Source organism: Micromonospora sp. WMMA1363 (genome assembly GCF_030345795.1).
Classification (GTDB): Bacteria; Actinomycetota; Actinomycetes; order Mycobacteriales; family Micromonosporaceae; genus Micromonospora.
The window spans coordinates 5,701,460-5,717,259 of the sequence record NZ_JAUALB010000001.1 but is presented as its reverse complement, the minus strand read 5'-3'; the positions used below and the strand labels follow the sequence as shown (position 1 = coordinate 5,717,259).

Sequence of the window (15,800 nt, the reverse complement as noted above, 5' to 3'; positions counted from 1 at the left end):
TCCGCACGGGGCTACTCACCGCCGAGCACCAGTTCCACGAGGTCGTCGACGTCCAGGTCGGCGACCGCCGGCTCGTCCCCGACGCCGCCGTCCGGCTCGCCCGTGGCGGCCAGTTCGAGCAGGGCGTCGACGAGTCCCGCCGCCCGCAACCGCGCCAGCGGGACCGACGCGAGGGCCTGTCGCAGCCGCGCCTCGTCCGCGTCTGCGCCCGCGCCGGGCCCAGCGTTGTCCGGGCACAGTCGCGTGCGCAGGTAGCCGGCGAGCACCAGCGGGTTCGGATAGTCGAACACCAGCGTGGGCGGCAGCTTCAACCCGGTCGCCTCACGCAGCCGGTTGCGCAGCTCCACCGACGTCAACGAGTCGAACCCGACGTCCTTGAACGCGGTGTCCGCGCGTACGTCCCGCGGGTCCGCGTGCCCCAGCACGACCGCGACCTGAGCACGGACCACGTCCAGAAGCCGCGCTTCCTGGTCGGCCGGTGGGAGCCCGGCGAGCGAGCGGGCCAGGCTGTCGCCCGCCGCGACCGCCGCCCGTGCCGGTTGCCTGCCCGGGCGCACCAGACCGCGCAGCAGCGACGGCACCGCGCCACCGGCTGCGGCGTCCGCCCGCATCGCTTTCGGGTCCAGCTTGAGCGGCACCAGCAGCGCCTGGTCCAGGCACAGCGCGGCGTCGAACATGCCCAGCCCCTCGGCCCGGCTCAGCTCCAGGACGCCACCGCGGCTCGCCCGCGCCTGGTCGACGACGCTGAGGTGGGTGGCCATGCCGATGCCCCGCTCCCACAGGCCCCACGCCAGCGACAGCGCAGGCAGGCCGGCCGCGCGCCGGTGGGACATCGCCGCGTCCAGGAACGCGTTCGCCGCCGCGTAGCTGCCCTGGCCACCGCCACCGACCACGCCCGCGACCGACGAGAACACCACGAACACGTCCAGGTCCAGGCCCCGGGTCAGCTCGTCCAGGTGCCGCACCGCGTCGACCTTGGACGCGAACACCCCGGCCAGCCGCTCCCGGGTGAGGCCACCGATCAACCCGTCGTCGAACACCCCGGCCGTGTGCACGACACCGGTCACCGCGTGCTCGGCCAACAGGGCCGCGACCTGGACCCGGTCGGACAGGTCGCAGGCGACCACTGACACATCGGCACCCTGCCCGGTCAGGTCGGCGACCAGCTCGGCCACACCGTCGGCGGCCCGCCCGCGCCGGCTGGCCAGCACCAGCCGGCGCACGCCGTACCGCGTCACCAGGTGCCGGGCCACCAGGCCGCCCAGCGCGCCGGCGCCCGAGACCAGAACCGTCCCGTCCGGCCGGAAGTCCACGGGGAGCTGCTGGAGCTGGCCGCCGGTCCGGGCCAGTCGAGGAACGGACAGGGCGCTCCCGCGCACGGCGAGCTGCGGCTCACCGACCGCGAGCACCAGATCCGACCCGGCCCCGGTAGCCGGGTCGGCGTCCAGCAGGACGATCCGGTCCGGGTTCTCGGCCTGCGCGGAGCGGACCAGTCCCCACACCGCCGCGGCGGCCGGGTCGGTCACCAAATGATCGCCACCGGCGGGTACGGCGCCCCGGGTGCGGACGACCAGGCGTACCTCCTCCAGCCGGGGTGCGGCCAACCACGCCTGCACGACCTCCAACACCCGGGAGGTCACCGCGAGCGGACCGTCGCCGCCGGCGGCGTCGACGACCGCCACCGGTGGCAGGTCACCGCCCTGGGCCAACGCCCGCACCTCGTCGGCCGTGTCCACCGGCGCCCACGACGACATCGGCTGGGCGGCGCTCGCGGGCAGCTCGGCCCAGTCCACCCGGAACACCGAGTCGCGGACGTCGTGCGCCGCGGCTTCCAGGTGCGCCACCGACACCGGGCGGGACACCAGCGAGTCCATCGTCAGCACCGGCCCACCGGTTTCGTCGGCCGCCTCGACGGCCAGCGCATCCGGCCCTTGCGGCGCCAGCCGCACCCGCAACGCCGCGGCACCGGCGGCGTGCAGCACGAGCCCGTTCCAGGCGAACGCGAGCACCGCCTCGCCCGGCTGCCGCGCCGTGTCGCCGGCCGTGGCGGCCTGCAGCGCGGCGTCCAGCAACGCCGGGTGGACGCCGAACCCGCCCGCCTCCGCCCGCCGGTCCTCGGGCAGAGCGACCTCGGCGAACACCTCGTCGCCCCGCCGCCACACCGCACGCAGACCCCGGAACGCGGGGCCGTAGCCGTAGCCGCGCTCAGCCAGGTCGGCGTAGAAGTCCTCGATGTCGACCGGTACCGCGTCCCGCGGCGGCCAGGCGGTGAAGTCGAACCCGGTGCCGCTGCCGCTCGGTGTCGCCGACAGCGCGCCGGTGGCGTGCCGTGTCCACGCGCCCGCCCCGCCGTCGCGCCGGGAGTACACCTCCACCGTGCACACCCCGTCCGCACCTGGTCCGCTCAGGGCCACCTGCACGCGCACACCGCCCCGCTCGGGCACCACCAGCGGCGCCTCGATCAGCAGCTCGTCCAGCACCGAGCAGCCGACCTCGTCACCGGCGCGCACGGCCAGCTCCACCAACCCGCTACCGGGAAGGATCACGACCCCGCCGACCGCGTGGTCGGCCAGCCACGGATGCGACCGCACCGACAGCAGCGACGTGAATACCATGCCGTCCGATCGCGGCAGCTGCACCACCGCGCCCAGCAGCGGGTGGTCGGCCGCGGCCTGTCCCAGCGACGTCGCGTCGGTGGCCGTGCCGGTGGGCTGGCGCAGCCAGTAGTGCCGGTGCTCGAAGGCGTAGGTCGGCAGTTCCACCCGCTCGGTCACCGGCGGCAGCACGCTGGTCCAGTCCACCGCCACGCCCCGGACGAACAACTCGGCCATCGAGGTCAGCAGCCGCCGCAGGCCACCGTCGTCCCGACGCACCGAACCCGTCACCACGACATCGGCGTCGTCCACGATCTCGCTGATCGGCTGGACCAGCACCGGATGGGCGCTGATCTCGACGAACACGCCGTGGTCCTGACCGATGAGATCCGCGACGGCCGGCCCGAACCGCACCTGGCTCCGCAGGTTCCGGTACCAGTACCCGCCGTCCACGACCCCGGCCTCGCGGATCCAGTCACCGGTCACGGTCGAGTAGAAGGGCACCCTCGGCGCCTGAGCCCGTACGTCCGCCAGCGACTCGGCGAGCAGGTCGTGGAGCGCCTCCACCTGGCTGGTGTGCGAGCCGTAGTCGACCGCCACCCGCCGCACCCGGACGCCGTCACCCGCCAGCGACCCGAGCGCCTCGTCCAGGGCGCGGGCGTCGCCCGCGACCACCACGGAGGTGGGACTGTTGACCGCGGCGACCTGGACCAGGTCCGCCCACGGCGCCAACCGTGCGACCGCCTCGTCCTCGCGGAGCGCGACCGACGCCATGCCACCGCGTCCGGACAGCGCCGTGGCGATGGCCCGACTGCGCAACGCCACCACCCGCGCCGCGTCCTGCAGCGACAGCGCGCCAGCCACGCAGGCGGCGGCGATCTCGCCCTGGGAGTGGCCGACGACGGCGTCCGGCCGCAGCCCGCCCGACCGCCACACCGCAGCCAGGCCGACCATCATGGCGAAGCTGGCCGGCTGCAGCACGTCGACCCGGTCCAGTACCTCGGGCTCGACCTCGCCGCGCAGCACGTCGATCAGCTGCCAGTCCACCCACGGCTGCAACGCGGCCGCGCACTCGGCGATCCGCCCGGCGAACACCGGCGACGAGTCCAGCAGCTCCCGGCCCATCCCGGCCCACTGCGTGCCCTGACCCGGGAACACCCACACGACCTTGCCCGGCGTGCCCGCCCGGCCGGTGACCACGCCGGCCGCGTGCTCGCCGCGAGCCAGCGCCGCGAGCCCCGCCGTCGCCTCGGCCCGGGAGCCCGCCACCACCACGGCACGCTCGCTCAACGCAGCCCGACCGGACACCAGTGCCCCGGCCACGCTCGCCAGCGGCACGTCCCCGGCGCCGTCGAGATACTCGGCGAGCCGGCCCGCCTGCGCCGCCAGCGAGGTGCCGCTGCGCGCCGACACCAGCACGGGCAGCACGTCCGGGGACGCTTCCTGCCCGGGGTCGGGGGCGGCCTTCTGCGGCGCTTCCTCCAGGATGAGGTGCGCGTTCGTGCCGCTGACACCGAACGCGGACACCCCGGCCCGACGAGGGCGGCCGTTCCGCGGCCAGTCCCGCGCCTCCGTCAACAGCTCCACCGCGCCGGCGGACCAGTCCACCTCGGGCGTGGGCGCGTCCACGTGCAGCGTCGCCGGCAACATCCCGTGCCGCAACGCCTGCACGATCTTGATCACGCCGGCCACGCCCGCGGCCGCCTGGGCGTGTCCGATGTTCGACTTCAACGACCCCAGCCACAACGGTTTGCCGGGATCACGGTCCCGGCCGTACGTGGCCAGCAGCGCCTGCGCCTCGATCGGGTCACCCAGCGCGGTGCCGGTGCCGTGCGCCTCCACCACGTCCACCTCGGACGGCGCCAGTCCGGCGTCGGCCAGTGCCCGGCGGATCACCCGCTGCTGCGACGGACCGTTCGGTGCCGTCAGCCCGTTGGAGGCCCCGTCCTGGTTCACCGCGCTGCCCCGGAGCACTGCCAGGACGGTGTGCCCGCGATCCCGCGCCACCGACAGGCGTTCGAGGACCACCACGCCGACGCCCTCGGCCCAGCCGGTACCGTCGGCCGCGGCGGCGAACGCCTTGCAGCGCCCGTCCACGGCCAGACCCCGCTGCCGAGAGAACTCGACGAAGGCGCCCGGATTCGCCATGACGGTCGCGCCGCCGGCCAGCGCCATCGAGCAGTCACCCCGCCGCAGCGCCTGCGCGGCCAGGTGGATGGCCACCAGCGAGGACGAACAGGCCGTGTCGATCGTGATCGCCGGTCCCTCGAAGCCGAAGACGTAGGACACCCGGCCCGACGCCACGCTCGACGACCCGCCGGTGCCGGCGAAGCCCTCCAGTTCCGGCGTGACCGCGTCGGCCCCCGGCGCGACGTAGCCCTGGCCGAAGACGCCGGTGAAGACGCCGACGTCGCTTCCCTTCAGCGAGGTCGCGTCGACGCCGGTCGCCTCCAGCGCCTCCCACGACGTCTCGAGCAGCAACCGCTGCTGCGGGTCCATCGCCAGCGCCTCCCGCGGCGAAATCCCGAAGAAAGCCGCGTCGAACAGCCCCGCCTCGTGCAGGAATCCGCCCCGACTGGTGTACGACGTACCCGGACGTTCGGGGTCGGGGTCGAACAGACCCTCCAGGTCCCAGCCGCGGTCGGTGGGGAACCCGGACACCGCGTCCCGGCGCTCGGCCACCAACCGCCACAGGTCCGCCGGCCCGGCCACCCCGCCGGGTAGCCGGCATGCCATGCCCACGACGGCGATCGGCTCCTCGGGGTCGGCGGCCAGGACAGGCGGCGGCACCGTCGTCGGCACCGCATCGCCCAGTTCGTCGCGCAGGTGGCGGGCCAGGACCTGTGGGTTCGGGTGGTCGAACACCAGGGTGGCGGGCAGCTTCAGACCGGTCGCCTCCCGCAGCCGGTTACGCAGCTCCACCGACGTCAACGAGTCGAACCCGGCCTCCTTGAACGCCGCGTCCGCCCGGACCGCTCCGGCACCGGAGTGCCCGAGCACGGCCGCGACCTGGCCGCGAACCAGATCCAGCAGCAGGGACAGCTGATCCGCCGGGGTCAACCCGGCCAGCCGCTCGGCGAGCCGGCCGCGTTTCCCGCCAGCGCCGCCCGAGCGCGCCTGCCGCCGGCCCGCGCCGACCAGACCGCGCAGCATGTGCGGCACCGCACCGCCCGCGGCGGCGTCGGCGCGGACCACGCGCAGATCGAGCTTCGCGGGCACCAGCAACGCCTGCTCCGCGCCGAGGGCGGCGTCGAACAGCTCCAGGCCCTCGGCCTGGCTCATCAACTGGAGTCCGCCCCGCCGGTTCATCCGCGCTCTGGTCAACTCGTCGGTGCCGGCCGCCATGCCGGTGGCCTGGTCCCACAAACCCCACGCCAGCGACAACCCCGGCAGGCCCAGCGACCGGCGGTGAGCCATCAGCCCGTCCAGGAACGCGTTCGCCGCCGCGTAACTGCCGCTACCGGCGCCCATGAACACCGCCGACACCGACGAGTAGACGACGAACGCGTCCAGCCGCAGGTCACGAGTCAACTCGTCCAGATGCCGCACCGCGTCCACCTTCGGCGCGAACACCCGGGCCAGCTTCTCCGGCGTGACCGTCTCGATCACGCCCGCGTCCAGCACGCCCGCCGTGTGCACGACGGCGCTCGGGCGGTGCGCCGCCAGCAGGGCCGCCACCTCAGCCCGCTCGGACATGTCACAGGCGACCACCGACACGTCCGCACCCCGCTCGGACAGCTCGGCGACCAGCTCGGCCATCCCCTCGGCGGCCGAACCCCGCCGGCTGGCCAGCACCAGACGGCGCACGCCATGCCGGGTCACCAGGTGCCGGGCGACCAGCGCACCCAGCGCGCCGGCACCCGAGACCAGGACCGTACCCGCCGGGTCGAACACGGCCGGCGCGTCGGTGGTCCGCGCGACGCGGGCGAGCCGCGGCACGGAGCGGGTCGTTCCGCGCACCGCGACCTGCGGCTCACCACTGGCCAAAACCGCGCCGAGCACGGATTCCGCGCCCTCGCCGGCGGTCGGATCCAGGTCCAACAGGATGATCCGGTCCGGGTTCTCGCCCTGGGCGGCACGCACGAGCCCCCACACCGCCGCCGCGGCCGGCTCCGTCACCGTGCCGTCACCGGCGGGTACCGCACCGCGGGTCACGACCACCAGCCGCGAGTCCTCCACCCCGGATCCGGTCAGCCAGGCCCGCACGACCTCCAGCACCCGCGCGGTCGCCGTCAGGGCGTCATCCGCACCGGCCGCGTCGAGGACCACCGCCGCGGGCGCGTCGGTCAGTGCGGTCACGTCCTCGGCGGTGGTGACCGGTGCCCAGGACACAGCCGGTGCTCCCGCACCGTCGGGCAGCTCGGTCCACTCCACCTGGAACAGCGAGTTGACGGGTGTCGTGCCCGCCCCGGCGGCAGCCGACTCCTCGGTGGGCGCCGCCCGGAAGCGGAGCGAGTCCACGGTGACGACCAGGGCGCCGGTCTCGTCGACCGCGGCCAGCGCCAGGCTGTCGGCGCCGACGGGCGCCAGCCGTACCCGCAGCGCCGACGCGCCCACGGCGTGCAGCACCACACCGCGCCAGTCCAGCGGCTGTCCTGGCTGCGGCCCGTCCTCGTTCGCGTCCAGCAGGGCCGGGTGCAGGGCCGCGTCCAGCAACGCGGGGTGGACGCCGAACGCCGTCGCCTCCCCGCCGCGGTCCTCGGGCAGGGCGACGTCGACGAAGACCTCCCCGTCCCGCTGCCACGCCGCCCGCACGGCCTGGAACGACTGCCCGTACGCGAAACCGTGCCCGGCCAGGTCGGCGTAGAGCGCCTCGACGTCGACGCTGCGCGCACCGGGGGGCGGCCAGGCGGTCACGTCGAACGGGTCCTGCGTCCCAGGCGTGTTCGACAGCACGCCGGTGGCGTGTCGCGTCCACCCGTCGTCGGAGGTGTCCTCGCGCAGGGCGTAGACGTCCACCGCGCGGACGCCGTTCTCGCGGGGCCCGCTCAGGGCGACCTGCACCCGCACGCCTCCGTGGGCGGGGACGACGAGCGGAGTCTCGATCGCCAGCTCGGCCAGGACCGGGCAGCCGGCTTCGTCACCGGCGCGCACGGCCAACTCGACCAGTCCGGCACCCGGGACCACCACCTCGCCACCGACCTCGTGATCCGCCAGCCACGGGTGGGACCGCAACGACAACCGCGACGTGAAGACCAACCCGTCCGACTGCGGCAGCCGCACCACCGCGCCGAGCATCGGGTGATCGGCGCCGGCCAGACCCAGCGACGGCGCGTCCGTCGCAACCGCCGTGTGCAGCCAGTAGTGCCGGTGGTCGAACGCGTACGTCGGCAGCTCCACCCGTCCGGTGACCGGCGGCAGCAGACCGCTCCAGTCCACCGGCACACCACGGACGAACAGCTCGGCCATCGACGTCATCAGCCGACGTACGCCACCGTCGTCGCGCCGCAGGGTGCCGGTCACCAGACCATCGGCCTCGATGCCGTCGACGACGTCGGTGATCGGCTGGACCAGCACCGGGTGCGCGCTCACCTCCACGAACACCCCGTGTCCCTGGCCGACCAGGTCGGCGACGGCCGGACCGAACCGCACCTGGTTACGCAGGTTGCGGTACCAGTACCCGCCGTCGACGACCCCGGCGTCCCTGATCCACTCGCCGCTGACCGTGGAGTAGAAGGGCACCGCCGGCGCCTGCGCGTTGATCCCCGCCAGCGTCTCGGCCAGCGTGTCCTCGATGTCCTCGACCTGCCGGGTGTGCGACGCGTAGTCCACCGCCACCCGCCGGCCGCCCAGCGCCACCACGGCCTCGGCCAGCGCTTCGGCGTCGCCGGCGATCACCACCGAGGAGGGACCGTTGACGGCGGCGACCTCGACCCGACCGGCCCACGGGGCCAACCGGGCGGCGGCCTCGTCCTCGCCGAGGGCCACCGACGCCATGCCACCGCGTCCGGACAACCGGGTGGCGATGGCCTGGCTGCGCAGGGCCACCACCCGCGCGGCGTCCTCCAGCGACAACGCCCCCGCGACGCACGCCGCGGCGATCTCGCCCTGCGAGTGGCCGAGCACCGCGTCGGGCACCACGCCCACCGACGACCACACCGCAGCGAGACCCACCATGACGGCGAAGCTGGCCGGCTGCAGCACGTCGACCCGGTCCGTCAGCTCGGGGTCGGCGTGGCCGCGCAGCACGTCCACCAGGGACCAGTCGACCCACGGCTGCAACGCGGCGGCGCACTCGGTGATCCGTTCGGCGAACACCGGGGACGAGTCCAGCAGTTCCCGGCCCATGCCGACCCACTGGGTCCCCTGGCCCGGGAACACCCACACCAGTCCGCCCCACCCGCCCGCGCTGCCGGTCACCACACCGGCCCCGCTCTCGCCGCGGGCCAGCGCGTCGAGCCCGGCCAGCGCCTCCGCTGTCGAGCCCGCCACCACGACGGCGCGATCAGCCAGCGCCGCCCGGGTCGACAGCAGGGCGCCCGCCACCCGCCCCAGGGGCACCCCTGCCTCGCCGGAGAGGAACGCCGCCAGCCGGCCGGCCTGGCCCGTCAGCGAGGCGGCGCTACGTGCCGACACCACCAGCGGCACCACGCCGTCCGGAACGTCCTGTGCCGGGACGGCCGGGACGTCGTCGGCCGGTGCCTCCTCGATGATGAGGTGCGCGTTCGTGCCGCTGATCCCGAACGACGACACGCCCACCCGGCGGGGGCGGCCGTTGGGCGACCAGTCGCGCGCCTCGGTCAGCAACTCGACGGCACCGGCGGACCAGTCGACCTGGTGCGTGGGCTCGGCGACATGCAGGGTTGGCGGCAGAACGCCGTGCCGCAGTGCCTGCACCATCTTGATCACGCTCGCCACGCCCGCGGCCGCCTGGGTGTGACCGACGTTCGACTTCAGCGAGCCCAGCCACAACGGGTGGTCCGGGTCGCGGTCCCGGCCGTAGGTGGCCAGCAGCGCCTGGGCTTCGATCGGGTCGCCCAGGGAGGTACCCGTCCCGTGGGCCTCGACCGCGTCCACCTCGGACGCCGACAGTCCGGCGTTGGCGAGCGCGCTGCGGATCACCCGCTGCTGCGACGGGCCGTTCGGCGCGGTCAGGCCGTTGGAGGCGCCGTCCTGGTTCACCGCGCTGCCGCGGATCACCGCCAACACCTGGTGCCCCCGCTCCCGGGCCACCGACAGCCGTTCCAGCACCACCACGGCGACGCCCTCGGACAGCACCGTGCCGTCCGCGTCCGCGGAGAAAGCCTTGCAGCGCCCGTCCGGGGCCAGCCCGCGCTGCCGGGACATGCCGAGCACGCCGACCGGTGATCCCATCACGGCGACGCCGCCGGCCAGCGCCATCGAGCACTCACCCTGCCGCAGCGCCTGGGCGGCGAGGTGCGTCGCCACCAGCGACGACGAGCACGCTGTGTCGACGGTCATCGCGGGACCCTCGAAACCGAACACGTACGACACCCGGCCCGAGGCCACGCTGCCGGCCGTGGCTGTCGTGACGAAGCCCTCGAGTTCAGCCGGCATGTTGCTCAGCGACTCGAGATAGTCGTGGATGGACACGCCGGAGAAGACGCCGACGTCGCCGCCCTGCACCGAGGTCGGGTCGACGCCCGCCTGTTCCAGGGCCTCCCACGAGGCCTCGAGCAGCAACCGCTGCTGCGGGTCCATCGCCAGCGCCTCACGCGGGGAGATCCCGAAGAACCCGGCGTCGAACAGCCCCGCGCCCGCGAGGAAGCCCCCCTGCCGGATGTAGGACGTGCCGGGGCGGTCGGGGTCGGCGTCGAACAGGCCGTCCAGGTCCCAGCCGCGGTCGTCGGGGAACGGCGACATCCCGTCCCGGCCGTCGAACACCATCCGCCACAGATCGTCGGGATCGGTGACACCACCGGGCAGTCGGCACGCCATCCCCACGATCGCGATCGGCTCGTCGAGGTCGGCGGCAACGGTGACCGTGGTCGCGGCGCCGGCCACCGTGTCACCCAGTTCGCCCCGCAGGTAACCGGCCAGGGCCACCGGGGTGGGGTAGTCGAAGATCAGCGTGGCGGGCAGCTTCACGCCGGTCGCCGCGCTCAGCCGGTTGCGCAGTTCCACCGCGGTCAGGGAGTCGAAACCGATCTCGGTGAACTTGTGGGTGCCCTGGGTCAGCTCCGGCCCACGGAAACCGAGCACGCCGGCCGCCTCGGCCTGGACGATGCCGATGAGGAGCTTCTCCTGCTCCTCCGGAGCCAGCCCAGCGAGCCTGCGGAGCAGTCCGCCGCTGTCACCGGCCGCCGCGCGCGCCACCCGCCGCCCCACCCGGACCAGGCCGCGCAGCAGGTGCGGGACGTCCCCGCCGGCCGCGGCCTGGGCACGCAGCGCCTTCAGGTCCAGCTTGATCGGCACCAGCAGCGCCTGGTCGGTGCAGAGGCCGATGTCGAACAGGGTGACGCCCTCGGCGGGGGTCAGCGCCAGGACGCCGCCGCGGCTCATCCGCGCCTGGTCCACGGCGCTGAGGTGGGCGGTCAGCCCGGTGGCCTGCTCCCACAGCCCCCACGCCAACGACAGTCCGGGCAGCCCGGCCGCCCTGCGCTGCGCCATCACCCCGTCCAGGAACGCGTTCGCCGCGGCGTAGTTGCCCTGCCCGGCGGAGCCCATGAGGGCGGCGGCCGACGAGAACACGACGAACGCGTCGAGCTCCGAGCCACGGGTCAGCTCGTCGAGGTGCCGGACCGCGTCGACCTTGGGCGCGAACACCCCGGCCAGCCGCTCGGGGGTCAACGCACCGATCACACCGTCGTCCAGGACACCCGCCAGATGCACGATCGCGGTCGGCTGATGCTCGGCCAGCAGAGCCGCGACCGATTCCCGGTCGGACACGTCGCAGGCGGCCACCGACACGTCCGCGCCCCGCTCGGTCAGTTCGGCGACCAGCTCCGCCACACCCTGACCGGCGGTCCCCCGCCGACCGGCCAGCACCAGCCGGCGTACGCCGTGCCGGGACACCAGATGCCGCGCGAGCACGGCGCCCAGTGACCCGGTGCCACCCGTGACCAGCACCCGCCCCTCCGGGCGGAACACGGCCGGCGCGTCGGGCGCCTGGCCGCCGGCCTGCGCCAGTCGGGGCGCGCGCAGGGTCGTCCCGCGTACCGCGAGCTGCGGTTCGCCGCTGGCCAGTGCCGCAGCCAGCATCGGGTCCGGGCCGGCGGGGTCGGTGTCGACCAGGACGATCCGGTTCGGGTTCTCGGCCTGGGCGGCCCGCAGCAGGCCCCAGACCGCCGCACCGGCGGGATCGCGCACCGCACCGTCACCCGCGGGCACCGCGCCCCGGGTCACGACCACCAGCCGCGAGTCCTCCAGCCCTTCCCCGGTCAACCAGGCCTGCACGACCGCGAGCACCCGCGTGGTCAACGCCAGCGGCCCGTCGTCGTCGCCGACGGCGTGCAGGACGGCCGTCGAGGCGACGCTCGTGCTCCGGGTCAGGGCCGCCACGTCGGCCGCCGTGGCCACCGGCACCCAGGGCGAGGCCGGCTCCTCCCCGGTGGCCGGCGGCAGCTCGACCCACTCCACCCGGAACAGCGAGTCGCGGCTCTCCTCCGCCGCCGTCTCCAGCTGTTCGGCGGAGACCGGCAGCGACACGAGCGAGTCCATCGTCACGACCAGGGCGCCGGTGTCGTCGGCCGCCTGGAACGACAACGCGTCCGGACCCGACGGCGCGACCCGCACGCGGAGCGCCGCCGCGCCCACGGCGTGCAGCACGAGCCCGTTCCACGCGAACGGCAGCACCTTGCGGTCGTCGTCGGGGTTGGCGAAGGCGTTGGTGTGCAGGGCGGCGTCCAGCAGCGCCGGGTGGATGCCGAACGTGCCGGCGTCCTCCCGGTGGTCGTCGGGGAGCGCGACCTCGGCGAACACCTCGTCTCCCCGGCGCCACACCGCGCGTAGCCCCTGGAACGCCGGCCCGTAGGCGTAGCCACGCTCGACGAGGTCGGTGTAGAAGCCCTCGATGTCGACCTGCCGCACGCCCTGCGGAGGCCAGACAGTGAAGTCGAATCCGGTTGCCGGTGTCGCCGTGGTCGACAGCAGGCCCACGGCGTGCCGGGTCCACTCGTCGGCACCATCCTCCCGGAGCGAGTACACGGCGACCGGGCGCGACCCGGTCTCCCCCGGTCCACCGACGGCGACCTGGAGCCGGACCCCGCCGTTCTCGGGCAGCACGAGCGGCGCCTCGATCACGAGTTCTTCCAGGACGCCGAAGCCGAACTCGTCGCCCGCCCGCACCGCCAGATCGACGTATACCGTGCCGGGGACGAGGACCACGCCGCCGATCGCGTGGTCGGCCAGCCAGGGGTGCGTCCGCAACGACAGGCGCGAGGTGAAGACCAGCCCGTCGGACTGCGGTAGCGGCAACACCGCTCCCAGCAGCGGATGATCGGCCCCGACCAGCCCCAACGACGCCGCGTCGGTGGCCGAATCGGCCATCCGGAGCCAGTAGTGCTGGTGGTCGAACGCGTACGTCGGCAGGTCGACGTGCGCCGAGGTCGCCCCGCTGGGCAGGATCGCGGCCCAGTCCAGCGCGACACCCCGGACGAACAGCTCGGCCATCGACGTCAACAGGCGCCGCGGGCCGCCCTCGTCGCGCCGCAGCGACCCGGTGACCACGACGTCGGAGCCGACCCGGTCGACGATCTCGCTGATCGGCTGGACCAGCACCGGGTGGGCGCTGATCTCGACGAACACGCCGTGCCCCTGCGCGATCAGGTCCGCGACCGCCGGCCCGAACCGCACCTGACCACGCAGGTTGCGGTACCAGTAGCCGCTGTCCACCACCCCGGCGCCCTGGATCCACCCACCGGTCACGGTCGAGTAGAAGGGCACCTCCGGCGCCCGCGCACCGATCCCGGCCAGCGCGTCGGCGAGGGTGTCGCGGAGGTCTTCGACGTGCCGGGTGTGCGAGGCGTAGTCCACCGCGACGCGCCGCACCCGGACCCCCTGGTCGTCGAGGAGGTCCAGGGCGTCGTCGAGCGCATCGGCGTCGCCGGCGATCACCACGGACGACGGGCCGTTCACGGCCGCCACCTCGACCCGGTCGGCCCAGGGGGTCAGTCGCTCGGTCACCTCGCTCTCACCCAGGGCGACCGAGGCCATTCCCCCGCGTCCGGACAGCGTCGCGGCGATCGCCTGGCTGCGCAACGCCACCACCCGCGCCGCGTCCCTGAGCGGCAGCGCGCCAGCGACGCAGGCCGCGGCGATCTCACCCTGCGAGTGGCCGACCACCGCGTCGGGCTGGACACCCACCGACGCCCACACCGCGGCCAGACCGACCATCACCGCGAAGCTGGCCGGCTGCAGCACATCGACCCGCTTCATCAGCGCCGGATCGGCGTCGCCGCGCAGCACGTCCACGAGGGACCAGTCGACCCATCGCTCCAACTCGGCCGCGCACTCCGCGATCCGCTCCGCGAACACCACGGACGAGTCCAGCAGCTCCCGGCCCATGCCGACCCACTGCGTGCCCTGGCCCGGGAACACCCACACGACCTTGCCCGGCGCGCCGGATCCGGTCACCAACCCCGGCGCGGTCCCGCCGGCAGCCAGCGCGGCGAAGCCGGTCGTTGCCTCGCCGACCGAACCGGCGACCACCACGGCGCGTTCGGCCAACGTGGCGCGACCCGACACCAGCGCCCCGGCCAGCTGGGCCAGCGGCACCTCGGCGCCCTCGACGAAGGACGCCAGCCGCACCGCCTGCGCCGCGAGCGACGCGGCGGTGTTCGCCGACACCACCAACGGAACGACCCCGGTCGGTGTCGACTCCGCCGGCGCCGTCTCGTCCTCCGGCGCTTCCTCCAGGATCAGGTGCGCGTTGGTGCCGCTGGCACCGAACGACGACACACCAGCCCGGCGCGGACGACCGTCGCGCGGCCAGTCACGGGCCTCGGTCAACAGCTCGACGGCGCCGGCGGACCAGTCCACCTGGGGCGTGGGCGCGTCGACGTGCCGGGTCGCCGGCAACAGTCGGTGGCGCAGTGCCAGCACCGTCTTGATCACACCGGCCACCCCGGATGCCGCCTGGGTGTGCCCGATGACGGACTTGACCGAGCCGAGCCACAGCGGATGCTGCGGATCCCGGCCCTGCCCGTACGTGGCGATCAGGGCTTGCGCCTCGATCGGGTCCCCCAGGACGGTACCGGTGCCATGACCCTCGACCGTGTCCACCTCGGACGGATCCAGCCCGGCACTCGCCAGCGCCTTGCGGATCACCCGCTGCTGCGACGGACCGTTCGGCGCGGTCAGGCCGTTGGAGGCGCCGTCCTGGTTGACCGCGCTGCCGCGGATCACCGCCAATACCCGGTGCCCCCGCTCCCGGGCCACCGACAGGCGCTCCAGCAGCAGCACGCCGACGCCCTCGGCCCACGACGAGCCGTCCGCGCCCGCGGCGTACGACTTGCAACGCCCGTCGAAGGCCAGTCCTCGCTGTCGCGCGAAACCGACGAAACCGCCGGGTGTCGCCATCACCGTCGAGCCGCCGGCCAGCGCCATCGAGCACTCACCGCGGCGCAGCGCCTGCGCGGCCAGGTGAACGGCCACCAGCGACGACGAGCACATGGTGTCGACGGTCACCGCTGGCCCTTCGAGCCCGAGCGTGTACGCGACCCGGCCGGAGGCGACCCCACCCGCGGTGCCGAGCGCGCGCTCCAGGCTCAGGAACCCCTCGTGCCCGCTGAGGTCGGGCGCGTAGTCCTGGTGCACGATCCCGGCGAACACGCCGACGTCGCCGCCCCGCACCGAGTGGGGGTCGACGCCGGCCCGCTCGAAGGTCTCCCACGCCACCTCGAGCAGCTGCCGCTGCTGCGGGTCCATCGCCAGGGCCTCGCGCGGCGAGATCCCGAAGAACGCGGCGTCGAACTGCCCGGCATCGTGCAGGAAGGCGCCTTCCCGGACATAGGTCGTACCGGGGTTGTCCGGGTCCGGGTGGTAGAGGCCCTCCAGGTCCCAGCCGCGGTTGGTGGGGAAACCGGTGTAGACGTCGGTGCCGTCGGTCACCACCCGCCACAGGTCCTCGGGGCTACGGATGCCGCCCGCGTACCGGCAGGCCATGGAGACGATCGCGATGGGCTCCGCGGCCGCGGCGGCGAACGCGTCGTTCTCCTGCTGAAGCCGTGCGTTCTCCTTCAGCGAGGCACGCAGTGCCTGGACGATCTGCTCGTCTGGCGCCGACATAACCCGTCCTCCACGTTC

The 15,800-nt window shown here is 74.4% G+C and carries 1 protein-coding gene; it reads right to left on the bottom strand.

Features of this window, described 5'->3' with window-relative positions; all coding sequences use genetic code 11:
- Window positions 1-11 precede the first annotated feature (11 nt).
- The gene (locus tag QTQ03_RS26695) at window positions 12-15,782 is read right to left on the bottom strand and encodes a type I polyketide synthase (protein ID WP_289280429.1); all 15,771 of its coding nucleotides are present in this window, start codon (window positions 15,780-15,782) and stop codon (window positions 12-14) included.
- Window positions 15,783-15,800 lie beyond the last annotated feature (18 nt).

What these genes read in the sequence shown, in the direction of transcription:
- QTQ03_RS26695 (WP_289280429.1), bottom strand. Translation starts at nt 15,782, where the DNA reads ATGTCGGCGCCAGACGAGCAGATCGTCCAGGCACTGCGTGCCTCGCTG.